19 protein-coding genes are annotated in these 24,166 nt (G+C 68.8%); 14 read left to right on the top strand and 5 right to left on the bottom strand.

Annotation, left to right across the window (positions count from 1 at the left end):
• Nucleotides 1–37: 37 nt before the first annotated feature.
• The gene (locus ACIBU0_RS36240; protein ID WP_398827223.1) at nt 38–802 is read right to left on the bottom strand and encodes an IclR family transcriptional regulator; all 765 of its coding nucleotides are present in this window, start codon (nt 800–802) and stop codon (nt 38–40) included.
• Nucleotides 803–1,099: 297 nt separating this feature from the next.
• On the opposite strand from ACIBU0_RS36240, the gene metH reads away from it, so the two are divergent.
• The 4 genes from metH to ACIBU0_RS36220 all read left to right on the top strand — a co-directional run bounded on the left by metH (nt 1,100) and on the right by ACIBU0_RS36220 (nt 9,188).
• On the top strand, nt 1,100–4,624 hold the full coding sequence (gene metH / locus ACIBU0_RS36235) for a methionine synthase (RefSeq protein WP_398827221.1): 3,525 nt from the start codon (nt 1,100–1,102) through the stop codon (nt 4,622–4,624).
• Between the two features lie 160 nt (nt 4,625–4,784).
• Nucleotides 4,785–5,480 carry an HAD family hydrolase gene (locus ACIBU0_RS36230; RefSeq protein ID WP_398827220.1) on the top strand — a complete coding sequence of 232 codons (696 nt, stop codon included), beginning with the start codon at nt 4,785–4,787 and terminating at the stop codon, nt 5,478–5,480.
• Nucleotides 5,481–5,904: 424 nt separating this feature from the next.
• A complete protein-coding gene (locus tag ACIBU0_RS36225; RefSeq protein ID WP_398827218.1) occupies nt 5,905–7,509 on the top strand; it encodes an ABC transporter substrate-binding protein in 1,605 nt (534 codons plus the stop codon).
• Nucleotides 7,510–7,607: 98 nt separating this feature from the next.
• Nucleotides 7,608–9,188: an ABC transporter substrate-binding protein gene (locus ACIBU0_RS36220; protein ID WP_398827216.1), complete on the top strand. Its 1,581-nt coding sequence runs from the start codon at nt 7,608–7,610 to the stop codon at nt 9,186–9,188.
• An 87-nt stretch (nt 9,189–9,275) separates the two neighbouring features.
• Here the strand turns inward: ACIBU0_RS36220 and ACIBU0_RS36215 are convergent, their stop codons facing one another.
• On the bottom strand, nt 9,276–9,947 hold the full coding sequence (locus ACIBU0_RS36215) for a response regulator transcription factor (RefSeq protein ID WP_366025543.1): 672 nt from the start codon (nt 9,945–9,947) through the stop codon (nt 9,276–9,278).
• Between the two features lie 79 nt (nt 9,948–10,026).
• The gene (locus tag ACIBU0_RS36210) at nt 10,027–11,013 is read right to left on the bottom strand and encodes a RecB family exonuclease (protein WP_398827214.1); all 987 of its coding nucleotides are present in this window, start codon (nt 11,011–11,013) and stop codon (nt 10,027–10,029) included.
• A gap of 175 nt (nt 11,014–11,188) precedes the next feature.
• On the opposite strand from ACIBU0_RS36210, the gene ACIBU0_RS36205 reads away from it, so the two are divergent.
• From ACIBU0_RS36205 to ACIBU0_RS36195, 3 genes are all read left to right on the top strand, one after another.
• Nucleotides 11,189–12,955 carry a site-2 protease family protein gene (locus ACIBU0_RS36205; protein ID WP_398827212.1) on the top strand — a complete coding sequence of 589 codons (1,767 nt, stop codon included), beginning with the start codon at nt 11,189–11,191 and terminating at the stop codon, nt 12,953–12,955.
• A gap of 77 nt (nt 12,956–13,032) precedes the next feature.
• Nucleotides 13,033–13,935 (top strand): tRNA (adenine-N1)-methyltransferase, encoded by a 903-nt coding sequence (locus ACIBU0_RS36200; RefSeq protein ID WP_398827210.1) that lies wholly within the window; start codon nt 13,033–13,035, stop codon nt 13,933–13,935.
• Between the two features lie 274 nt (nt 13,936–14,209).
• Nucleotides 14,210–14,788, top strand: a complete 579-nt coding sequence (locus tag ACIBU0_RS36195) for a hypothetical protein (protein ID WP_398827556.1) — start codon at nt 14,210–14,212, stop codon at nt 14,786–14,788.
• Nucleotides 14,789–14,845: 57 nt separating this feature from the next.
• On the opposite strand, the gene ACIBU0_RS36190 is transcribed toward ACIBU0_RS36195, so the two are convergent.
• On the bottom strand, nt 14,846–15,151 hold the full coding sequence (locus ACIBU0_RS36190) for a ferredoxin (protein WP_398827209.1): 306 nt from the start codon (nt 15,149–15,151) through the stop codon (nt 14,846–14,848).
• A 245-nt stretch (nt 15,152–15,396) separates the two neighbouring features.
• Between ACIBU0_RS36190 and arc the strand changes: the two genes are divergently transcribed.
• The 6 genes from arc (at nt 15,397) to prcA (ending at nt 21,641) form a co-directional block, all read left to right on the top strand.
• The gene (gene arc / locus ACIBU0_RS36185; RefSeq protein ID WP_398827207.1) at nt 15,397–17,163 is read left to right on the top strand and encodes a proteasome ATPase; all 1,767 of its coding nucleotides are present in this window, start codon (nt 15,397–15,399) and stop codon (nt 17,161–17,163) included.
• A gap of 257 nt (nt 17,164–17,420) precedes the next feature.
• Nucleotides 17,421–18,932, top strand: a complete 1,512-nt coding sequence (dop, locus tag ACIBU0_RS36180) for a depupylase/deamidase Dop (RefSeq protein WP_398827205.1) — start codon at nt 17,421–17,423, stop codon at nt 18,930–18,932.
• Between the two features lie 198 nt (nt 18,933–19,130).
• Nucleotides 19,131–19,349: a ubiquitin-like protein Pup gene (locus ACIBU0_RS36175; RefSeq protein WP_030244016.1), complete on the top strand. Its 219-nt coding sequence runs from the start codon at nt 19,131–19,133 to the stop codon at nt 19,347–19,349.
• A gap of 44 nt (nt 19,350–19,393) precedes the next feature.
• Nucleotides 19,394–20,005, top strand: coding sequence for an endonuclease VII domain-containing protein (locus ACIBU0_RS36170; RefSeq protein ID WP_398827203.1), 612 nt, complete (start codon nt 19,394–19,396; stop codon nt 20,003–20,005).
• Nucleotides 19,957–20,802 carry a proteasome subunit beta gene (gene prcB, locus ACIBU0_RS36165; RefSeq protein WP_398827201.1) on the top strand — a complete coding sequence of 282 codons (846 nt, stop codon included), beginning with the start codon at nt 19,957–19,959 and terminating at the stop codon, nt 20,800–20,802. The genes ACIBU0_RS36170 and prcB overlap by 49 nt, the downstream gene beginning before the upstream one ends.
• 59 nt (nt 20,803–20,861) lie before the next feature.
• The gene (prcA, locus tag ACIBU0_RS36160; RefSeq protein WP_398827199.1) at nt 20,862–21,641 is read left to right on the top strand and encodes a proteasome subunit alpha; all 780 of its coding nucleotides are present in this window, start codon (nt 20,862–20,864) and stop codon (nt 21,639–21,641) included.
• An 82-nt stretch (nt 21,642–21,723) separates the two neighbouring features.
• Here the strand turns inward: prcA and ACIBU0_RS36155 are convergent, their stop codons facing one another.
• Complete coding sequence (locus ACIBU0_RS36155; protein WP_398827197.1) at nt 21,724–22,740, bottom strand: LacI family DNA-binding transcriptional regulator; 1,017 nt, start codon at nt 22,738–22,740, stop codon at nt 21,724–21,726.
• 159 nt (nt 22,741–22,899) lie between these two features.
• Between ACIBU0_RS36155 and ACIBU0_RS36150 the strand changes: the two genes are divergently transcribed.
• A complete protein-coding gene (locus ACIBU0_RS36150; RefSeq protein ID WP_398827195.1) occupies nt 22,900–24,159 on the top strand; it encodes an MFS transporter in 1,260 nt (419 codons plus the stop codon).
• Nucleotides 24,160–24,166: the final 7 nt, after the last annotated feature.

Genomic DNA, 24,166 nt, shown 5'->3' with positions numbered 1-24,166 from the left:
GACGTCCCGGAATGTCACTGTTCCGGTGTGCGTGCCCTCAGAAGCGCCCGGCGCCCAGATCCCGCGACACCGCGCGGGCGCAGTCCCGCACCGCCGCGATGAGCTCGGGACGCAGCTCGCCGTCCCGGCACAGCCGCTCCACGGCGCCGGTGATGCCGACCGCGCCGACCGGCATGCGACGCCGGTCGTGGATGGGAGCGGCGAGGGAGGCGACGCCTTCCCAGGTCTCCTCGACGTCGGCCGCATAGCCACGCGCGCGTGTCATGTCGAGGATGTGCTCGAAGCCGTCCAGCTCGCACACGGTCCGGTCCGTGAAGGCCTTGCGGTCGGCCTCGATCGCCTCGCTGTGGGCGACCGGGTCGTACGCCGACAGGACCTTGCCCAGGGCCGTGGAGTGCAGCGGCTGCATGGCCCCTATTTCCAGCACTTGGCGGCTGTCGTCGGGCCGGAAGACGTGGTGGACGATCAGCACGCCCTGCTGGTGCAGGACGCCCAGATAGACGCTCTCCCCGCTGGAACGGGCCAGGTCGTCCGTCCAAACCAGGGCGCGCGCCCGCAGCTCGTGCACGTCCAGATAGGTCGTGCCCAGACGCAGCAGCTCGGCGCCCAGCTGATAGCGCCCCGAGACGTCGTCCTGCTCGACGAAGCCCTCCTGCTGGAGGGTGCGCAGAATGCCGTGCGCGGTGCCTTTGGCGAGGCCCAGGGACGAGGCGATGTCCGACAGGCCGAGGCGTCGCTCGCCGCCCGCGAGGAGCCGCAGCATCGCGGCCGCCCGTTCGAGCGACTGGATGTTCCGTGCCATCGCCGTACTGCCTCCGTCCCCTTCGACCGTCGACTCCGCGACGCCGCTGCCGCCGTTCGGCAATGTCGAACACTACTAGTCGATGCCGACCTCCCGCTAATGGTCCGTCGGTATCCGTCCGCTTCTGTTGTGTCACCCGTACCCCGCAGTCGACCTGCCCGCCATCCCCGTCCCGTCCCGTGGACGCCCTGACCATCCGGTGGCGGTCCCGGCTACCCTGGCGGCGTGCGCCCCCGTGGGGAAGGTTTCACGGAAGGACGCAAAGCCGACAGCCGTCGCACTCCAGGGAGCCCTTACATGGCCTCGTTGCCACCGACCCCTTCCGCCGACAGCCGGACCCGTGTGTCCGCCCTCCGCGAGGCACTCGCCACCCGTGTGGTGGTCGCCGACGGAGCGATGGGCACCATGTTGCAGGCCCAGGAGCCCACCCTCGAGGACTTCGAGCAGCTCGAGGGCTGCAACGAGATCCTCAACCTGACCCGGCCCGACATCGTCCGCTCCGTCCACGAGGCGTACTTCGACGCGGGCGTGGACTGCGTCGAGACCAACACGTTCGGCGCGAACTACGCGGCGATGGCCGAGTACGACATCCCCGAGCGCGTCTTCGAACTGTCGGAGGCGGGTGCCCGCATCGCCCGCGAGACGGCCGACTCCTTCGGTGCCCGCGACGGCCGCCAGCGGTGGGTGCTGGGCTCCATCGGCCCCGGCACCAAGCTGCCCACGCTCGGCCACATCGGCTACACCACGATCCGCGACGCCTTCCAGCAGAACGCCGAGGGCCTGATCGCGGGCGGCGCTGACGCGCTGATCGTGGAGACCACCCAGGACCTCCTCCAGACCAAGGCCGCCGTGATCGGCGCCCAGCGCGCCCGCGAGATCTCCGGCCTGGACCTCCCGATCATCGTCTCCGTCACCGTCGAGACGACCGGCACGATGCTGCTGGGCTCCGAGATCGGTGCCGCGCTCACCGCGCTGGAGCCGCTCGGCATCGACATGATCGGCATGAACTGCGCCACCGGCCCCGCCGAGATGAGCGAGCACCTGCGCTATCTCTCCCGGCACTCGCGCATCCCCCTGTCGTGCATGCCGAACGCGGGCCTGCCGGTCCTCGGCAAGGACGGCGCCACCTACCCGCTCACCCCGCCGGAGCTGGCCGACGCCCACGAGACCTTCGTCCGCGACTACGGCCTCTCCCTGGTCGGCGGCTGCTGCGGCACCACCCCCGAGCACCTGCGCCAGCTGGTCGAGCGCGTCCGCGGCGTCGCCCCGACCGAGCGCGACCCGCGCCCCGAGCCCGGCGCCGCCTCCCTCTACCAGACCGTCCCGTTCCGCCAGGACACCTCCTACCTCGCCATCGGCGAGCGCACCAACGCCAACGGCTCCAAGAAGTTCCGCGAGGCCATGCTGGAGGGCCGCTGGGACGACTGCGTCGAGATGGCCCGCGAGCAGATCCGCGAGGGCGCGCACATGCTCGACCTGTGCGTGGACTACGTCGGCCGCGACGGCGTCGCCGACATGGAGGAGCTGGCCGGCCGCTTCGCCACCGCTTCCACGCTGCCGATCGTCCTCGACTCCACCGAGGTCGACGTCATCCGGGCGGGCCTGGAGAAGCTCGGCGGGCGCGCGGTCATCAACTCGGTCAACTACGAGGACGGCGCCGGCCCGGAGTCCCGCTTCGCGAAGGTCACCAAGCTCGCCCAGGAGCACGGCGCCGCACTGATCGCGCTGACCATCGACGAGGAGGGTCAGGCCCGCACCCCCGAGAAGAAGGTCGAGATCGCCGAGCGGCTGATCGAGGACCTGACGACGAACTGGGGCATCAACGAGTCGGACATCCTCATCGACTGCCTGACCTTCACCATCTGCACCGGTCAGGAGGAGTCCCGGGGGGACGGCATCGCCACCATCGAGGCGATCCGCGAACTCAAGCGCCGCCACCCCGACGTGCAGACCACGCTGGGCCTGTCCAACATCTCCTTCGGCCTCAACCCGGCCGCCCGCATCCTGCTCAACTCCGTCTTCCTCGACGAGTGCGTCAAGGCGGGTCTGGACTCGGCGATCGTGCACGCCTCGAAGATCCTGCCGATCGCCCGTTTCAGCGAGGAAGAGGTCCAAACGGCCCTCGACCTCATCTACGACCGCCGCACCGAGGGCTACGACCCCCTCCAGAAGCTCATGCAGCTCTTCGAGGGCGCCACCGCCAAGTCCCTGAAGGCCGGCAAGGCCGAGGAACTGGCTGCCCTTCCGCTGGAGGAGCGTCTCAAGCGCCGCATCATCGACGGCGAGCGCAACGGCCTGGAGGCCGACCTCGACGCGGCCCTCCAGGACCGCCCCGCCCTCGACATCGTCAACGAGACCCTCCTGGACGGCATGAAGGTCGTCGGCGAGCTCTTCGGCTCCGGCCAGATGCAGCTGCCGTTCGTGCTCCAGTCCGCCGAGGTCATGAAGACCGCGGTCGCCTACCTCGAACCGCACATGGAGAAGGTCGAGGGCGACGAGGCCGGCAAGGGCACCATCGTGCTGGCCACCGTCCGCGGCGACGTGCACGACATCGGCAAGAACCTCGTCGACATCATCCTGTCCAACAACGGCTACAACGTCGTCAACCTCGGCATCAAGCAGCCCGTCTCCGCGATCCTGGAGGCGGCCGAGGAACACAGGGCCGACGTCATCGGCATGTCCGGCCTGCTGGTGAAGTCCACGGTGATCATGAAGGAGAACCTGGAGGAGCTCAACCAGCGCGGCCTGGCGGCGAACTACCCGGTCATTCTCGGCGGCGCCGCCCTCACCCGCGCGTACGTCGAGCAGGACCTGCACGAGATCTACGAGGGCGAAGTCCGCTACGCCCGGGACGCGTTCGAGGGCCTGCGCCTGATGGACGCCCTCATCGGCGTCAAGCGCGGCGTGCCCGGCGCGAAGCTCCCCGAGCTCAAGCAGCGCCGCGTCAGGAGCGCCACCGCCACGGCCGTACTGGAGGAGCGCCCCGAGGAAGGCCACGTCCGCTCCGACGTCGCCACCGACAACCCGGTCCCCGAGCCGCCGTTCTGGGGCACCCGTGTCGTCAAGGGCATCCAGCTCAAGGAGTACGCGTCCTGGCTCGACGAGGGCGCCCTCTTCAAGGGCCAGTGGGGCCTGAAGGAGGCCCGCACCGGAGACGGCCCGTCGTACCAGGAACTCGTCGAGACCGAGGGCCGCCCGCGCCTGCGCGGTCTGCTCGACAAGCTCCAGACGGAGAACCTCCTCGAAGCGGCCGTGGTCTACGGCTACTTCCCGTGCGTCTCCAAGGACGACGACCTGATCCTGCTGGACGAGCACGGCAACGAGAGCACCCGCTTCACCTTCCCGCGCCAGCGCCGCGGCCGCCGGCTGTGCCTCGCGGACTTCTTCCGCCCGCAGGAGTCGGGCGAGACGGACGTCGTCGGCCTCCAAGTGGTCACCGTGGGCTCGCGGATCGGCGAGGAGACGGCCCGGCTGTTCGAGTCGAACTCCTACCGCGACTACCTCGAACTGCACGGCCTGTCCGTGCAACTGGCCGAGGCGCTCGCCGAGTACTGGCACGCGCGCGTGCGTTCCGAGCTGGGCTTCGCCGGCGAGGACCCCGCCGACATCGAGGACATGTTCGCGCTCAAGTACCGCGGCGCCCGCTTCTCGCTGGGCTACGGCGCCTGCCCGAACCTGGAGGACCGGTCGAAGATCGCCGACCTGCTCCAGCCGGAGCGCATCGGCGTCCACCTGTCCGAGGAGTTCCAGCTGCACCCCGAGCAGTCCACGGACGCGATCGTCATCCACCACCCGGAGGCGAAGTACTTCAACGCACGATGAGGCGACCCCCGGCGGGTTCCGAGGGGTGTGACCCGTGTGCCCCGAGGCACACCCGTTAAACCAGGCGTTTCACCGCCGCACGTCGTACACTGGACGGTCCACCGCAGGCCGGTTCCCTCCGTGGGAACCGGCCTGATCGTCCCTTCAAGGAGGTACGTGGATGACCAGCACGGTCCCCGCGTCAGTAACGCGTACGGCCGATGGCTCGGCCCTGCAGGCAGTACTCCTCGACATGGACGGAACCCTGGTCGACACGGAGGGCTTCTGGTGGGACGTCGAGGTCGAGATCTTCGCCGGCCTCGGCCACGCCCTCGACGACACCTGGCGCCATGTCGTGGTCGGCGGCCCCATGAGCCGCAGTGCGGGGTTCCTGATCGAGGCGACCGGCGCCGACATCACGCTCGCCGAGCTCACCGTGCTGCTCAACCAGGGCTTCGAGGACCGCATCGACCGCGCCCTGCCGCTGATGCCGGGAGCCGCCCGGCTGCTGGCCGAACTGGCCGAGTACGAGGTTCCGACGGCCCTGGTCTCCGCCTCGCACCGGCGCATCATCGACCGCGTGCTCACCTCGCTCGGCCCCCAGCACTTCGCGTTGACCGTCGCCGGTGACGAGGTACCGCGCACCAAGCCGCACCCGGACCCGTACCTGTTCGCCGCCGCCGGACTCGGCGCCGACCCCGCCCGCTGCGCGGTCGTCGAGGACACCGCGACCGGCGTGGCCGCGGCCGAGGCCGCCGGCTGTCATGTGGTGGCCGTGCCGTCGGTGGCACCGATCACCCCGGCCGCCCGGCGCACCGTGGTGACGTCGCTGGAAGAGGTCGATCTGGCATTTCTGCGCGGACTGATGGCGGCGTGACAACGGAAATGCGCCCGCCCTTCACGCAGCGTGCAACATCGTTAAGCGCGGAAATTGCACAAGGAAATTCGAACGGGTCGACCGGCTGAATTCCAGCGCATCCGAAGACCGTTCAGTTTGTGACGTTCAACACTTCGGGTGGGGTCGACAGTCGGCTCGCACTGCGTCGGCCACCCCTCGTAGAGCGCTTGCAGCGTGCCCTTGTGTCCCGATTGATGGACGGGTGCACGAATCCTTCCGCTGTCAGGTTTTCGTTGTGTCCGCACCCGGTTCCGCTCCGTGATGAGGCCTCAACTCCACTGGCTGCGAACCCTCCTGCGCGCGGAGACTAACCTCGTCGCGAGAACATCGCACTTACCCCGTGATCCGCCGCAACACCCCTGCATGCCGGGTACACGGAGTCGACAGCTGGAGAAACCCGAGCATGAACCGCAAGACTTTGGTGCTGCCGGCCGTCATCGGCCTGCTCGCGCCGGTTCTCGCCGCCTGTGGCGGAACCGACAGCGGCAGCGACAACGGCGACGCGATCGTCGTCGGCACCACCGACGTGTTCACTGCCTCGAAGGACGCTCCCGCACCCCTCGACCCGGCCTACGCCTACGACGTCGGCACGTGGAACGTCCTGCGCCAGACCGTGCAGACCCTGATGGTCCAGCCGCGCGGCGAGGGCGACCCGGTGCCCGAGGCGGCCCAGAGCTGCGGCTTCACCGACAGCGGCAACGAACGCTACGCCTGCACCCTGCGCGAGGGCCTGAAGTTCGCGAACGGCGACCCCGTCACCGCGGCCGACGTGAAGTACTCCATCGACCGCGCCCGCGCCCTCAAGGCCGACAGCGGCGTCTTCGCGCTGCTGTCCACCATCGACACCGTCGAGACCCAGGGCGACCGCGAGGTCATCTTCCACCTCAAGACCGCCGACGCCACCTTCCCGTTCAAGCTGTCCACCCCGGTCGCCGGCATCGTCGACCCGGACGTCTACGCCAAGGACAAGCTGCGCGACGGCTTCGAGGTCGACGGCTCCGGCCCGTACACCCTCAAGGCCGAGGTGAAGGACGACCAGCTGGTCTCCGCCGTGTTCACCAAGAACCCCGACTACAAGGGGAGCCTGACGGTGAACAACGACAAGGTCGAACTGCGCAACTTCACGGACGCCGACGCGATGGGCGCCGCCCTCGCCGACGGCGACATCGACCTGATGACCCGCACCATGACGCCGGAGCAGATCCAGAAGCTGTCGTCCGACTCCGACGACACCGTCGACCTCGTCGACATGTCCGGCCTGGAAATCCGCTACCTGGCCTTCAACACCGACGCCCCGGCCGTCCGCAGCAAGGCCGTCCGCCAGGCCATGGCCCAGGTCATCGACCGCGGCGAACTCGTCTCCAAGGTCTACGGCTCCCAGGCCGAACCGCTGTACTCGCTGGTCCCCGCGAGCATCACGGGCCATTCCAACGCGTTCTTCAACAAGTACGGCGAACCGAGCACCGCCAAGGCCAAGGCGCTGCTGAACAAGGCGGGCATCACCACCCCGGTGAAGCTGACGCTGCACTACACGACCGACCACTACGGCGCGGCCACGAAGAAGGAGTTCGAGCTGCTGAAGAAGCAGCTGAACGACAGCGGCCTGTTCGACGTCGACGTCCAGGGCACCCCCTGGGCCACGTTCCGCCCCGCCGAGCAGAAGGGCGAGTACGACGTCTACGGCATGGGCTGGTTCCCGGACTTCCCGGACGCCGACAACTACCTCGCACCGTTCCTCGACAAGGACAACTTCCTCGGCTCGCCGTACGCCAACAGCACCATCCGCAACACCCTGATCCCGGAGTCCCGCCGCGCCGCCGACCGCCTGTCCGCGTCCGGCAGCCTGACCGACATCCAGGACATCGTCGCCAACGACGTGCCCGTGCTGCCGCTGTGGCAGGGCAAGCAGTACGTCGCGGCGGGCGACGACGTCACCGGCACGGCGTATGCGCTCAACTCCTCCTCCACCCTCCAGCTGTGGGAGCTCGGCCGTGGCGTGAGCGGCTGACGTCTCTCCACGCCCGGCGCCCAGGACCAGGGCGCCGGGCCGCCCGGGATCCAGGACGGGGCCCGGGCTACTCACAACCGACGACAAGGCACTCGTACGTGAACATGCGCAACCAGTGGCCAGTTCTGCCCGTCGTGGCAGGGCTGGCCTCCGGCCTGTTGACCGGCTGCGGAACGGAGACGGGCGGCTCCGGGGGAACCGGAAGCTCGGTGGTCATGGGGATGTCCGACGACGTCCTGGCCACCGACCCCGCCTCGGGCTACGACCCCGGATCCTGGCTGTTGTTCAACAACGTCTTCCAGTCGCTGCTCAGCTTCCCCAAGGGCGCCACCGAACCGCAGCCCGAGGCCGCCGAACAGTGCGTCTTCTCCGACACCCGGGCCACGGTCTACAAGTGCACCCTCAAGGACGGACTGAAGTTCAGCAACGGTGACGCGCTCACCTCGTCCGACGTCAAGTTCTCCTTCGACCGCATGCTGAAGATCAACGATCCCGACGGCCCCGCGGTCATGTTCCCCACGCTCGAGAAGGTGCAGACGCCGGACGACAAGACGGTCGTCTTCCGGCTCAACACCCCCGACGCCACCTTCCCGAGCAAGATAGCCTCCGGCGCCGGCTCCATCGTCGACGAGGACCAGTACGACGCGGACGGCCTGCGCAAGGACGGCGAGGCCGTCGGCTCCGGCCCCTACAAGCTGGACTCGTTCGACGACGAGGAGGCCGTCTTCGCCGTCAACGAGAACTACAAGGGCACCGCCGAGGTCCAGAACGACGGCGTCACGCTGAAGTTCTTCCACGGCGACCAGGACTCCCTGAAGAAGGCCCTGCTCGACGACCAGGTCGACATCGCCTACCGCGGCCTCGGCGCGGGCGCCATCGCCGACGTCGAGCAGTCCGGCGACGACTCCGGCGTCGAGGTCGTCGAGGGCAGCAGCGCCGAGGTCCAGCACCTGGTCTTCAACATGGACGACCCGGTCGCCGGAAAGCTCGGCGTCCGTAAGGCCATGGCCTACCTCATCGACCGCGACGCCCTCATCAAGGACGTCTACCAGGGCACGGCCACCCCGCTGTACTCGATCATCCCGGCCGGTATCGGCGGCCACAACACGGCCTTCTTCGACACCTACGGCGCCCGCCCCTCCAAGGCCAAGGCCGCCGCCGCGCTGCGCGACGAGGGCATCACCGGCAAGGTCAAGCTGACCCTGTGGTCCACGCCCTCGCGCTACGGCCCTGCCACCGACCAGGAACTCAAGGCGATCGCCGGGCAGCTCAACGACAGCGGCCTGTTCGACGCCGACGTGCAGTCCGTCGCCTTCGACCAGTACGAGAAGGACGTCGCCGCAGGCAAGTACGGCGTCTACGTGAAGGGCTGGATCCCGGACTACCCGGACGCCGACAACTTCACGGCCCCCTTCTTCGGCAAGGGCAACGTCCTCAGCAACAACTACGACAACAACGCGATCACCGGCACGCTCATCCCGCGCACCGCCGCCGAGAGCGACCGCTCCGCCACGGACGACGAGTTCGGCCGGCTCCAGGACATCGTGGCCAAGGAACTCCCCGTCCTCCCCGTCTGGCAGGCCAAGCAGTACGCGGTCGTCCACGACAACGTCTACGGCCTGGAGTACTGCCTCGACGCCTCCACCGTCTTCCGCTTCTGGGAGCTCAGCAAGGGCTGACACACGGTCGTACCCGCTCACGCAGACGCGGAGGGCGCCCCTTCTCGGAAGGGGCGCCCTCTTCGTCGTACCGCAAACTTCCTGTGCCTACTGGGCGCCGGGGCGCACCAGCCCGCTCTCGTACGCGTACACCGCGGCCTGCACCCGGTCCCGCAGCCCCAGCTTGGTCAGGACATGACCCACGTGCGTCTTCACGGTCGTCTCGCTCACGAACAGATCCGCGGCGATCTCCGCGTTGGACAGGCCCCGCGCCACCAGCTTCAGCACCTCCACCTCACGCTCGGTCAGCGTGTGCAGAGTGTCCGGAACCGGCTCGTCCCCCGAGGGCAGATGCGTGGCGTACTTGTCGAGCAGCCGGCGCGTGATGCTCGGCGCGAGCATCGCCTCACCACCGGCCACCACACGGATCGCCTGCACCAGCTCATTGGCCGGGGCGTCCTTCAGCAGAAAGCCGCTGGCGCCCGCCCTCAGCGCCTCCACCACGTACTCGTCGAGGTCGAACGTGGTCAGCACCAGCACCTTCGCCGGGCCGTCCCGCCCGGGCCCGGTGATCTGCCGGGTCGCCTCGACACCGTCCATCCGCGGCATGCGGATGTCCATCAGGACCACGTCGGGCTGCAGGGCCCGCACCTGGTCGAGGGCCTGCAGGCCGTCACCGGCCTCGCCCACGACCGCGAGGTCCTGCTCGGCCTCCAGGATCATCCGGAAGCCGGTACGCAGCAGCGGCTGGTCGTCGACCAGTAGGACGCGGATGGCCACCTAAGTCTCCTTCGCTAGTCCCGCCCCATTCTGCCCTGCGCATGTTCACCGGCTCCCCTCCGGGGCACGCCCCCGCGGCTCACGCACCCGACTCCGCCGCCCGCACCGGCAAGGGATAGGGCGGGGGAGTGCCGCCGAACTCCGGGCAGTGGGCCTGGTGGTCGCACCAGCCGCACAGCTTGGTCGGCCTCGGACGCCAGTCGCCCGTCTCCGTCGCCTGACGGATCGCCTCCCACAGCGCGTGCAGCTTGCGCTCGACCCGCTCCAGGTCCGCGCGGACGGGGTCGTACGTCAGCACGTCACCGCTGCCGAGATAGACGAGCTGGAGCCGGCGCGGGACCACCTTCTTCAGCCGCCACACGACGAGCGCGTAGAACTTCATCTGGAACAGAGCGCCCTCGGCGTACTCGGGCCGGGGCGCCTTACCGGTCTTGTAGTCGACGATCCGCACCTCGCCCGTCGCCGCCACGTCGACCCGGTCGATGATCCCGCGCAACCTGAGCCCCGACTCCAGCTCGGCCTCGACGAACAGCTCCCGCTCGGCGGGCTCCAGCCGGGTCGGATCCTCCAGACCGAACCACCGATCGACGAGCTGCTCCGCCTCCCCGAGCCACGCCGCCAGCCGCTCGCCCTCGGGATCGTCCGCGAACAGCTCCACGACCTCCGGCCTGCTCTCCCGCAGCCGCTCCCACTGGCCGGGGATCAGGGACTTGGCGCGCGGAGGGGTCCGCTCGGCAGCCGGCGCGTCGAAGAGCCGCTCCAGCACCGCATGCACCAGCGTGCCCTTCGTCGCCGCCGCGCTCGGCTTCTCCGGCAGCCGGTCGATCACCCGGAACCGGTAGAGCAGCGGGCACTGCATGAAGTCACTGGCACGGGAGGGCGACAGCGAGGCCGGTGCCATGGCCACGAGCGCGCCGCCGTCGACCGCCGTGGCCGCGCCCGCACCCCCCTCGACCGTCACCGCCGTACTGTCCGCCCCCGCCGGGACCTCGTCCGCAACCGGCCCCGTTCCGGGCGCGACGTCACCGCCGCAGTCCGCCGCGGCACCCTCCGTGCTCGTCTCCATGACCACAGACCTTACGGCCCGCCACTGACAGTGACCCAGCCGCGCCCGCCACGGCTGGGCCGGCAGCGGAAACAGAGGGGGTGCCGGGGAGAAACGCGTCACCATCGGCGCATACCATCGACCCGAGACCCTTCCGCCCGGCAGGAGCGGAAGACGCTTCGAACGAGGGGACACCGTGGACGAGAGCGGCAGCGGGCAGCCGCGGTCCGGCAACGAGGAATCGGCCGAGCACCACGCACCACCTGCGACCCCGGCCACGGGCCCCACACGCCCCGGCGCACCCCGACGCGCCACGGGCACCGACGCGCCCCCGACACCTCCGGCCGACGAACCGACCATGGTCGTACGGCGACCGGACCTTCCCCACGACACCACCCCCGCCGATGCGCCGGAGGGACACGGACGACCGCAGGCGCACGGGAAACCGGAGCGGCACGAGGGAGAAACGCACGCGGCAGGGGAGAAGCAAGCGAGCGGGGAAACGAAGGGGGAGCCGACGCCGCGATCCGCCGCAGGCGGCGACGAAGCCGAGCAGGGCGATGCCCCCCGGCATGCCCCCGACGACCGGGCGCCAGAGACGACCGACAAGCCGGTCCGTGACTCCGGCAGCCACGAAACCGGGCAGGACAACGCTCCCCGGCAAGACGCACCCCGGCACGACACCCCCAGCAGTACGCCGACCGGCGCCTCACCCGGCTCCGACCGCCCCGCCCCCACCCCTGACCACACCGTCGAGACCCACCGCACCCTCGCGCACGCCCGCGCCAAGGGACAGCCGCCCCGGCCACCGGAGCCGCGCGGCGGACTGCTCATGGGACGCCCCTTCGGCGTCCCCGTCTACGTGGCCCCCAGCTGGTTCCTCGTAGCCGCCCTCATCACCTGGGTGTTCGGCGGGCAGCTCGACCGCGTACTGCCCGAACTCGGCGCCGCCCGCTACCTCGTCTCCCTCTTCTTCGCCGTCGCCTTCTACGCCTCCGTCCTCGTCCACGAACTCGCCCACACCGTGGCCGCCCTCCGCTTCAAACTGCCCGTCCGCCGCATCCAGCTGCAGTTCTTCGGCGGCGTCTCCGAGATCGAGAAGGAGGCCGAGACTCCCGGACGCGAGTTCTGGCTCGCCTTCGTCGGACCGCTGCTCTCCCTCGCCCTCGCCGGCGTCTTCTACGCCGCCCTGCAGACCGTCGAACCCGGCACCGTCCCCGGCGTCCTGCTGGCCGGCCTGATGATCTCCAACCTCATCGTCGCCGCCTTCAACCTGCTGCCCGGCCTGCCCCTGGACGGCGGCCGCATGCTCCGCGCGGTCGTCTGGAAGATCACCGGCAAACCCATGAGCGGCACCATCGCCGCCGCCTGGATCGGCCGCGCCCTCGCCGTCTCCGTCCTCGTCGGACTCCCCTGGCTCACCCAGTCCGGCGCCCTCGGCTCCGACGCCGTCGACAACGTCGGCATGGACACCGTCATGGACGCCCTGCTCGCCGCCATCCTCGCCGCGATCATCTGGACCGGCGCCGGCAACAGCCTGCGCATGGCCCGCCTGCGCGAACACCTCCCCGAACTGCGCGCCCGCGCCCTCACCCGCCGCGCCGTCCCCGTCGAGACCGACACCCCGCTCTCCGAAGCCCTGCGCCGCGCCAACGCCGCGGGCGCCCGCGCCCTCGTCGTCGTCGACGCCGACGGCAACCCCCTCTCCCTCGTCCGCGAGGCCGCCATCGTCGGCGTACCCGAACACCGCCGCCCCTGGGTCGCCGTCAGCGGCCTCGCCCAGGACCTGACCGACGGCATGCGCGTCTCCGCCGAGCTCGCGGGAGAAGAACTCCTGGATGCCCTGCGAGCCACCCCGGCCACCGAGTACCTGGTCGTCGAGGAGACCGGCGAGATCTACGGCGTCCTGTCCGCGGCCGACGTCGAGCGCGCCTTCGTCAAAGCCATGGCACGGCCCAGCTGAGACACCCGCACTCCCGAAGCGGTGCCCGGCACACACGCGTGGTCGGCGGCCCCCCGAAACGCCGGTAGGCTGTTCACATGTCCGAACCGACCGGTGCCGCCCGCAGGCGCGGGCCCTTCAAGGTCGGGGACCAGGTTCAGCTGACCGACCCCAAGGGCCGCCACTACACGTTCACGCTCGAGGCCGGGAAGAACTTCCACACCCACAAGGGTTCCTTCCCGCACGACGAACTGATCGGCGCTCCCGAGGGCAGCGTTGTCCGCACCACCGGGAACGTCGCCTACCTCGCGCTGCGCCCCCTGCTCCCCGACTACGTCCTGTCCATGCCCCGCGGGGCAGCCGTCGTCTACCCCAAGGACGCGGGGCAGATCCTCGCCTTCGCCGACATCTTCCCCGGCGCACGCGTCGTCGAGGCCGGCGTCGGCTCCGGCTCGCTCAGCAGCTTCCTGCTGCGCGCCATCGGCGACCAGGGCATGCTGCACAGCTACGAGCGCCGCGAGGACTTCGCCGAGATCGCCAAGCAGAACGTCGAGCGCTACTTCGGCGGCCCGCACCCCGCCTGGCAGCTCACCGTCGGCGACCTCCAGGACAACCTGAGCGACACCGACGTCGACCGCGTCATCCTCGACATGCTCGCCCCCTGGGAATGCCTGGAGGCCGTCTCCAAGGCACTCGTCCCCGGCGGCATCCTCTGCTGCTACGTCGCCACCACCACCCAGCTCGCCCGGACCGTCGAGTCCATCCGCGAAATCGGCTGCTTCAACGAGCCGACCGCCTGGGAGACGATGATCCGCAACTGGCACATCGAGGGCCTCGCCGTCCGCCCGGACCACCGGATGATCGGCCACACCGGCTTCCTCCTCACCGCCCGCCGCCTCGCTGACGGCGTCGAGCCGCCCATGCGCCGCCGCCGCCCCGCCAAGGGCGCCTACGGGGAGGACTACGAAGGCCCCAACGCCGACGGAGGCACCGGCCGCTGAGGCGGCCCCGTGCCGCACCCAACGTACAAGCGCTGTGGCCGAGTTCCCGGAACACCTCCCGGAACTCGACCACAGCGCCTTTCCGTTGACGCACGACCCAGCCGACGCAAGACATACAAGCGACACGTCCGAGCCCCGCACGCCCCCCTGCGCACCCCCACCGCCGGACATCCCGCACCGGAACTCCACCCCCCCGCCGTTCCCCCGCACTGTGACGTATGGCACGATGCTGGCCACCCCCACCGGCACAGCCCCCTCGCAGGAGACGCTCCTAGTGCAGCAATCCGCCGTCCCGGAACTGGCACACACCCACACCCGACCGATCCACTGGCTCGCCACCGCCACAGCGGTCGCCGGAGTCGTGGCCTTCTCCTCGGTCCTGCAGCCCGACTCGGCGACAGCGGCCCAGACAGCCGGCCCCGAGGCGCACAGGGCCCATGCGGCCGCCACCCCACCCGACCCCACAGGCGTCGACTTCCCGCTCGAATGCGGCCCGGTGAAGCCGATCGTGGTCAAAAAAGCCACCGGAGACCTCGACGGCGACGGCAACCCCGAGACCGTGGCCGTCGTGCACTGCGACTCCCCGATGGGCACCCCGCCCGACGGCGTCTACGTCCTCACCCGCACCGCGGAGACGACCACACCCCGCATCGTCGCCACCCTCATCAACCCCAAGGACGGCGTCACCGTCAGTGACATCGCCGTACGCGACGGAGCCACCGTCGCCGACCTGCTCGGGTACTCGACGGAAGACGTACCGCGCTGCTGCCCCGACGTGAAGACCAGCGCGAAGTGGCAGTGGAAGAACGGCGCGTTCGTCCGCTCGACACCCGCCGGCGCCCGCAGCATCTGATCCACGCCACCGGCACTGTGAGAAATCAGACAGTCGTAACAGCCCGTATTCGCAAGGTCACTCGGCGTCCGGACCGTACACCTCGACCTTGTCCGAAACGCGACGCACATGGATGCACTCGCCCGGACACTCCTTCGCCGAGTCCACCACATCCGTGAGAAGCGGCAGCGGCACGGGCGTTGTCGCCCCCCTGGCCTGCAAAAGCTCGTCCTGCACGCCCTTCACATAGGCCAGACCATCGATGTCCAGCTCGAACACCTCCGGCGCGTACTGGGCGCAGATCCCGTCACCGGTACAGAGATCCTGGTCGATCCAGACCTCCAGCGCCTCGTCCCCGACCCCGGCCGCCTGCTCCACGCTCATCTCTCCTGCCGTGTACTACGCCGAGCCGAACGGGAATCCGGCCAGCTCTGACGGGTGTTGAACGCTTCGAGCCTACCTGTGGCGGCTTTCCAATCATGTTCGGTGGGTATTCCCCTGGCGTGAGGGAGAGCGCAAGGGTGAAGATCGGACACACCCCGACAGTCTTTGTGATCTAGGGGTTTCAATCGACACCCACCCAGGTAGGGTCTGGAAGCGTCCAGCTCCCCTTGGAGGAGGTGAGGACCGTGGCAGCCCACGACGACGACATGAACCGCGGCATCCGCCCGGGACGGGGGTCCGAAGACCCGGCCGGGCAGATCGCCTACCTTGAGCAGGAGATCGCCGTCCTGCGACGCAAGCTCGCCGACTCTCCGCGACACACGAGGATTCTCGAAGAGCGGATCGTCGAGCTGCAGACCAACCTGGCCGGCGTGTCCGCCCAGAACGAGCGACTCGCCAACACGCTCCGTGAGGCCCGAGACCAGATCGTGGCCCTCAAGGAAGAAGTCGACCGGCTCGCACAGCCACCGGCCGGCTTCGGTGTCTTCCTGCAAGCCAACGAGGACGGCACCGCCGACATCTTCACCGGAGGCCGCAAACTCCGCGTGAACGTCAGCCCGAGCGTCGAACTCGACGACCTCCGGCGCGGCCAGGAACTGATGCTCAACGAAGCGCTCAACGTGGTCGAAGCCATGGAGTTCGAGCGCGTCGGGGACATCGTCACCCTCAAGGAGATCCTCGAGGACGGCGAGCGCGCCCTGGTGCTCGGGCACACCGACGAGGAACGGGTGGTACGGCTCGCCGAGCCGCTGCTGGACGTCACCATCCGCCCCGGCGACGCCCTCCTGCTCGAACCCCGCTCCGGCTACGTCTACGAAGTCGTCCCCAAGAGCGAGGTCGAAGAACTCGTCCTCGAAGAAGTACCGGACATCGGCTACGAACAGATCGGCGGCCTGGGCAACCAGATCGAAATGATCCGCGACGCCGTCGAGCTCCCGTACCTCTACCCCGACCTGTTCAAGGAGCACGAACTGCGGCCGCCCAAGGGCGTCCTCCTGTACGGGCCCCCCGGATGCGGCAAGACCCTCATCGCCAAGGCGGTGGCCAACTCGCTGGCCAAGAAGGTCGCCGAGGTCACCGGCCAAGCCGCCGGCAAGAGCTTCTTCCTCAACATCAAGGGCCCCGAGCTCCTTAACAAGTACGTCGGCGAAACCGAGCGGCAGATCCGCCTCGTCTTCCAGCGCGCACGAGAAAAGGCCAGCGAGGGCACACCCGTCATCGTCTTCTTCGACGAAATGGAATCCCTCTTCCGCACCCGCGGATCCGGCGTCAGCTCGGACGTGGAGAACACCATCGTCCCCCAGCTGCTCGCCGAGATCGACGGCGTGGAAGGCCTGCAGAACGTGGTCGTCATCGGCGCCTCCAACCGCGAGGACATGATCGACCCCGCCATCCTGCGCCCCGGCCGCCTCGACGTGAAGATCAAGATCGAGCGTCCCGACGCCGAGGCCGCCAAGGACATCTTCGGCAAGTACCTCACCGAACGCCTCCCGCTCCACCCCGAGGACGTCGGCGAGCACAGCGGCGACAAGTCGATGACGGTCCAGAGCATGATCCAGACCGCCGTCGAGCAGATGTACGCCGAATCCGAGGAAAACCGCTTCCTGGAAGTCACCTACGCCAACGGCGACAAGGAAGTCCTCTACTTCAAGGACTTCAACTCCGGCGCCATGATCGAAAACATCGTGGGCCGCGCCAAGAAGATGGCGATCAAGGACTTCCTCGAACACAACCAGAAGGGCCTCCGCGTCTCCCACCTCCTCCAGGCCTGCGTGGACGAGTTCAAGGAGAACGAGGACCTGCCCAACACCACCAACCCGGACGACTGGGCCCGCATCTCCGGAAAGAAGGGCGAACGGATCGTCTACATCCGCACCCTCATCACCGGAAAGCAGGGCGCAGACACCGGACGCTCCATCGACACGGTGGCCAACACCGGTCAGTACCTGTAAAAGACAGGGCGGCTGCGGGTGCCCTCAGCGGGTACCCGCAGCCCACTGTTTTTCCGGCTGCTTTTCCGGCCGCGACCGGACCACAAGGCGTGCAAGGCAATGACGCAAATGATCTCCCCACCAGCGCAAAGGCGTTCTAGGCTCTTCCGTACCGCCGAGTCGCGCAGTGCGGGGACGGGCACCGCACACGCAACCGAGCGCCAGCGGTATCTGCGCGGCGCCCATGACCGAGGGTGCCGCCGGGCAAGGAGGGCCGCATGACCGTACGGCGAGTAATGGGCATCGAGACGGAGTACGGGATCTCCGTCCCCGGCCACCCCAATGCCAATGCCATGCTCACCTCGTCCCAGATCGTCAACGCCTACGCGGCGGCGATGCACCGGGCCCGCCGGGCCCGCTGGGACTTCGAGGAAGAGAACCCGCTGCGGGACGCGCGAGGCTTCGACCTCGCCCGCGAGGCCGCCGACGCCAGCCAGCTCACCGACGAGGACATCGGCCTGGCCAACGTCATCCTCACCAACGGAGCGCGGCTCTACGTCGACCACGCCCACCCCGAATACAGCGCGCCCGAGGTCACCAACCCCCGCGACGCCGTCCTCTGGGACAAGGCCGGCGAACGCATCATGGCCGAAGCCGCCGAACGCGCCGCCCAGCTGCCCGGCGCCCAGCCCATCCACCTCTACAAGAACAACACCGACAACAAGGGCGCCTCCTACGGCACACATGAGAACTACCTGATGAAGCGGGAAACCCCCTTCTCGGACATCGTGCGCCACCTCACGCCCTTCTTCGTCTCCCGCCAGGTCTTCGCCGGAGCGGGCCGAGTGGGCATCGGTCAGGACGGCCACGAGCACGGCTTCCAGCTCAGCCAGCGCGCCGACTACTTCGAAGTCGAGGTCGGACTCGAGACAACCCTCAAGCGCCCCATCATCAACACCCGCGACGAACCGCACGCGGACGCTGAGAAATACCGTCGCCTCCACGTGATCATCGGCGACGCGAATCTCTCCGAGATCTCGACGTACCTGAAGCTGGGCACCACCGCCCTCGTCCTGTCGATGATCGAGGACAGCTTCATCGCGGTCGACCTCGCCGTCGACCAGCCCGTACGCACCCTCCACCAGGTCTCGCACGACCCGTCACTCAAGCGACTGATCACACTGCGCAGCGGCCGCACGCTGACCGCCGTGCAGCTCCAGATGGAGTACTACGAGCTCTCGCGCAAATACGTGGAGGAGCGCTTCGGCGCGGACGCGGACGAGCAGACCAAGGACGTCCTGTCCCGGTGGGAAGACACCCTGAACCGCCTGGAACGGGATCCCATGAGCCTCGCCGGCGAACTGGACTGGGTCGCCAAGCGAGAACTCATGGAGGGCTACCGGCGCCGCGACAACCTCGACTGGGACGCCGCCAAGCTCCACCTCCTCGACCTCCAGTACGCCGACGTACGCCCCGAGAAGGGCCTCTACAACCGCCTCGCGGCCCGGGGACGCATGAAGCGCCTCCTGGACGAGGAGTCGGTGGAACGGGCGAAGGCGAAGCCGCCGGAGGACACCCGCGCGTACTTCCGCGGACGCTGCCTGGAGCAGTACGCCGACGACGTCGCCGCGGCCTCCTGGGACTCGGTCATCTTCGACCTGCCCGGCCGCGACTCCCTCCAGCGCGTTCCAACCCTCGAACCGCTTCGCGGAACGCGAAATCACGTCAAGGAGCTCCTGGACCGCTGTCGCACCGCGGAAGACCTGGTCAGGGTCCTGTCAGGCGGCTGAGGGTACCCGGGCGGTGTGGACCGGACGTCGGCTGGGCAGGGTGGAAAACCCGACGTCCGGGAATCATCGAGATGGCCCCCGTACGTTGGAGAAACTGCGGGGCCGATGTCAGACCCGGCTTGTAGGGTCTGATCATCACCGATCGGCAGGAAAGCCGACCTGTCGACCATGTCGGGCGAACTGAGCGGGGTGAGGGATATGGCAACCAAGGACACCGGCGGCGGACAGCAGAAGGCCACGCGTTCCACTGAGGAGGTCGAGGAGCAGGCGGCTGAGGCGCAGGCTTCGGAGGACCTCAAGGAGCGGCAAGAGAAGCTGAGCGATGACGTCGACTCGGTTCTGGACGAGATTGACGACGTACTCGAGGAAAATGCCGAGGATTTCGTGCGCTCCTTCGTGCAAAAGGGTGGACAGTAGAGGAATCCAAGCCGCTTTTGCCTTCGAATTGAAGGTTGCGGGGGATGAGGGTGGCTGGGGATCCGAACGCGAAGCAATGCACGGGCTGCAAGCGAGACTTGCCTCCTGAGTCATTTGCACGGGACAAGAACCGCCGTGATGGTCTTCAGGTGCGGTGCCGGGAGTGCGTAGCGGAGTACAGCGCAGCGCACTACCGGCGCCGCCGAGAAGCCATGGGGCAAGCCGTACGGGAGAAGGTGGATGTTCCGGCGGGGCACAAGCTCTGCCGGACATGCGGTGAGATCAAGCCGCACAGTGAGTGGCATCGCAACGCCACCGCATCCGACGGTCTATCGACACGGTGCAAAGCGTGCCGGGCCATCCAGGGGCGGCAGGACCATCTGAAGCGGCAGTACGGACTCACGGAAGCCGAGCGCGACGAGTTGGTCGCCTCGCAAGGGGGCGTCTGCTGCATATGTTTGGCAGCTCTGCCGGAGCATGTGGATCACTGCCATGAGACGGGTAGGGTCCGTGGCGTACTGTGCTTCAGCTGCAACGCTGCACTGGGGCAATTCAAGGATCGGCCCGACGTCATAGGGCGGGCTGCTGCTTACGTGGAAGGAATCGCGTGGAAGCCAACACTCGTAGCACCGGGCGTCTACCAGCTGCCTTCCTGACGCCTGGGTCGTCCTCCTTCATGGACTTTCTCTCCGAGCACCAGCCCGAGCTGCTGCCCGGCAACCGTCAACTGCCGCCCACACAGGGTGTGATCGAGGCGCCGCACGGGACGACGATCGTGGCCGTGACGTTCCCGGGTGGCGTCGTGCTCGCCGGTGACCGTCGGGCCACCATGGGTAACGTGATCGCCCAGCGCGACATCGAGAAGGTGTTCCCGGCGGACGAGTACTCGGCCGTCGGTATCGCCGGTACGGCCGGTCTGGCCGTCGAGATGGTCAAGCTCTTCCAGCTGGAGCTGGAGCACTTCGAGAAGGTCGAGGGTGCGCAGCTGTCGCTGGAGGGCAAGGCGAACCGGCTGTCGACCATGATCCGGTCGAACCTGGGGATGGCGATGCAGGGGCTGGCCGTGGTGCCGCTCTTCGCCGGGTATGACGTGGACCGGGAGAAGGGGCGGATCTTCTCCTACGACGTGACCGGTGGTCGGTCGGAGGAGCAGGGTTACGCCGCTACCGGCTCCGGTTCGATCTTCGCGCGTGGCGCGATGAAGAAGCTTTTCCGTAGTGATCTGAGCGAGGCCGAGGCCACGACGCTCGTGGTGCAGGCCCTGTATGACGCGGCTGACGACGACTCGGCGACCGGTGGTCCCGATGTCGCCCGCCGGATCTATCCGATCGTCACCGTGATCACCGAGGACGGTTTCCGCCGGCTCGGGGATGACGAGTCCTCCGAGATCGCGCGTTCCGTCCTGGAGCGGCGGCTGGAGCAGCCCGACGGCCCGCGGGCCGCGCTGCTGTAGCGGCGGTTCGGTCTTATCAAGGTGATCCTGTGACTTCGACAGAAAGGGACGGATAACCGGTGTCGACGCCGTTCTATGTCTCACCTCAGCAGGCCATGGCCGACCGGGCGGAGTACGCCCGTAAGGGCATCGCTCGTGGTCGCAGCCTGGTCGTGCTGCAGTATGCCGACGGCATCGTGTTCGTCGGTGAGAACCCGTCCCGTGCGCTGCACAAGTTCAGCGAGATCTATGATCGGATCGGTTTTGCGGCCGCCGGCAAGTACAACGAGTACGAGAACCTGCGGATCGGCGGTGTGCGGTATGCCGATCTTCGTGGTTACACCTATGACCGTGACGATGTGACCGCCCGAGGTCTTGCCAACGTCTACGCGCAGACGCTGGGCACGATCTTCTCTTCCGCGGCGGAGAAGCCGTATGAGGTGGAGCTGGTCGTCGCCGAGGTGGGTGAGACGCCTGAGGGTGATCAGATCTATCGGCTGCCGCATGACGGTTCGATCGTGGATGAGCACGGTTCGGTCGCGGTGGGTGGTAATGCCGAGCTGATCAGTAATTATCTGGATCAGCGTCATCAGGACGGCATGAGTCTGGCCGAGGCTCTCAAGCTGGCGGTTCAGGCTCTGTCGCGTGAGTCGAACGGTACGCAGCGGGAGATCCCGGCGGAGCGTCTCGAGGTCGCGGTGCTGGACCGTACGCGTCCGCAGTCGCGCAAGTTCAAGCGCATTGTCGGCCGTCAGCTGGCGCGGCTGCTGGAGGCCGACGGAGCGGCCACGGAGGCCGAGAGTGCCGATGGCGCCGACGATGCGGAGGGCTCCGAGGGGTCCGGTAGCTCGGAGGAGTAGTCCGCCGTCCCGATCTCATCTCGCCCGTGCTGTGCCCCGGCCGTTTCCCCGGCCGGGGCACTCGGCGTTTCCGGGGTGGTGTTCAGGGGGCGCTGGGTGGCGCTGTGGAGCCTCGTACGACGAGTTCGACGGGGATGTCGCCCTCCTGGGGCCGGCGGCCGTCCAGGACGGCCAGGAGGGCTTGCATGCCGCGTTCTCCGAAGAGCTCGGCGTCGAGGCGGACGGTGGTGAGTTCGGGGTCGATGGCGGTGGCGAGGGCGAGGTCGTCGAGGCCGGTGACGGAGATGTCGTCGGGGATGCGCAGGCCGAGGCGGCGTACGGCCTTGTAGGCGCCGGCGGCGAGTTTGTCGTCGTCGCAGATGATCGCTGTGGGGCGGGGGCCCTTGGCGGAGAGGGCGGTCAGGGTGGCCGCGAGGGCGCCGTCGATGGAGATGGGGGCCCGGACGGTGAGCAGGGATGTGCCGGGGACTTCGCCGATCCGGGCGTCCAGTTCGCGGGCGCGTACGTCGAAGGTCCATGAGGCGACGTCGGCCGCGAGGTGGAGGAAGCGGCGGTGGCCGAGGGTCAGCAGGTGGTCGGCGACCTGTCGGACGCCGTCTGTGATGTCGAGGTTGACGGTGGCGGCGCCGAGGCTGCCCTCGGGGTCGCTGTCGAGCATGACGAGGGGGAGCTGGTCGCCGCGGATGGCGGTGAGGGCGTCGGCGGCCATGGAGGATGCGATGACGCCGTCGAGGGCGGCTTGGGCGGAGGCGAAGGGGTCGCGGGCGGGGCCGATGCCTTCGGGGGAGGGGTAGAGGACGACGCCGAAGCCGTGCTGGGCGGCGATGCGGGCGGCGCCGGTGTAGACGCCGGCGAAGAATTCGGTGGTGAGGGCGGGGACGACGAGGAGGACGGTGCGGGTGCGGCCGAGGCGGAGGTTGCGGGCGGCGAGGTTGGGCCGGTAGCCGAGTTCGCGGGCGGCTTGTCGTACGCGTTCGGCTGTGGCTTCGGAGACGCGGCCGCGCCATTTGTCGCCGAGGACGAGGGAGACCGCGGCCTGGGAGACGCCTGCGGCCTGGGCGACGTCTCGGCTGGTGGGGCGGGTGCTGTGGTGTGCCACCGTCCGCCTGCTCCTCTTCGTGGGGGCGTTCGCCTCCGGGCGCGCGCCCGCCGCGCGCCTTCTGGCTCACGTCCGTTCGTCTGGACTCGTGAACAGCGCACATGGTACGTATGACGGAGGACGTTATACGTAAAACTTCAGCGGAGGGCGGCGCGGCCGATGACCGGCGCATACGTGGAGATCCTCAGGGCGAGGCATGCCGCCCGGCTGCTCGTCGGCACGCTCGTGGGCCGGTTGCCGAACGCTGTCGCCTCGCTGGCGATCGTGCTGTTCGTGCGCGCGGAGGGCGGTTCCTACAGCCTGGCGGGGGCTCTGGCGGCCGTGTACGGGGTCGCCAACGCGGTGGGTCAGCCGGTGCTGGGCCGACTGGTGGACCTGTACGGCCAGCCGCGGGTGCAGCTGCCCGCGGCGGTCGCCTCGGCGCTCGCGATGGGTGTCTTCGCCTTCGCGGGGACGGGTCCGCTCCCGCTCGCCTATGCGGCTGTGGCGGCTTCCGGTCTGTTCACGCCGCCGCTGGAGGGCGGTCTGCGGGCGCTGTGGTCGTCGGTCCTGCGCCGGGAGGACCAGGTGCACACGGCGTATGCCATGGACGCGGTGGCGCAGGAGGTGATGTTCACCGTCGGGCCGTTGCTGCTGACGCTGTGTACGTCGCTGTGGTCGGCGCAGGCGGCGCTGTTGGTCCTGAACGTCGTGGGGGTGCTGGGCGCGCTCTCCGTGGTCGTGTCGCCGCCCTCGCGTGCGTGGCGTTCGGCGCCGCGTGAGGCGCACTGGCTGGGTGCGCTGCGTTCGGCGGGGCTGCTGGCGCTGCTGGGCTCGTTCCTGTTCGTCGGTGTGGCGATGGGGTCGATCGCGGTGGCGGCGGTGTCGTACGCGGACGACAACGGCGGGGATGCGGTGTACGGCTGGTTGATGGCGGGCCTGGGGCTGGGTGCGCTGGTGGGTGGCTCGGTGTACGGGGTGCGGCAGTGGGGCGGGGAGCCGGCGCGGCGACTGCGTGTGCTGGTGGCGCTTCTGGCGGTGTGTTATCTGCCGCTGATGCTGATGCCGGGTGTGGTCGCCATGACGTTGCTGAGTGTGCTCGCGGGTGTGTTCCTCGCTCCGTGCATCGCATGTGCGTTCGTGTTGGTCGACCGGCATGCGCCGCGTGGGACGGTGACGGAGGCGTTCTCGTGGCTGGTGACGACGTTCACTGTGGGTGCGTCGGTGGGAACGGGTCTGGCGGGGCCGGTCGTCGAGGCCGGTGGGGCCTTGTGGGGGTTCGCCGTGCCGGGTGTGGCGGGAGCCGTGTCGTTGCTGGTCCTGCTGGGCACGGGGCGGGTCCTCGCAGCTCCCGCCAGGGGTGCGGTCGTTGCGGCTTCACTGGAAAATGATCCAAACCGTGCTGTCGAACCCCGTTTCAGCTCAGGGGATCGGGCGTAATGTTCAG

Origin of the sequence: Streptomyces sp. NPDC049627, assembly GCF_044465645.1 — a bacterium.
Classification (GTDB): domain Bacteria; phylum Actinomycetota; class Actinomycetes; order Streptomycetales; family Streptomycetaceae; genus Streptomyces.
The sequence above is the reverse complement of the archived record's forward strand: the minus strand, read 5'-3'. Positions and strand labels throughout refer to the sequence as shown.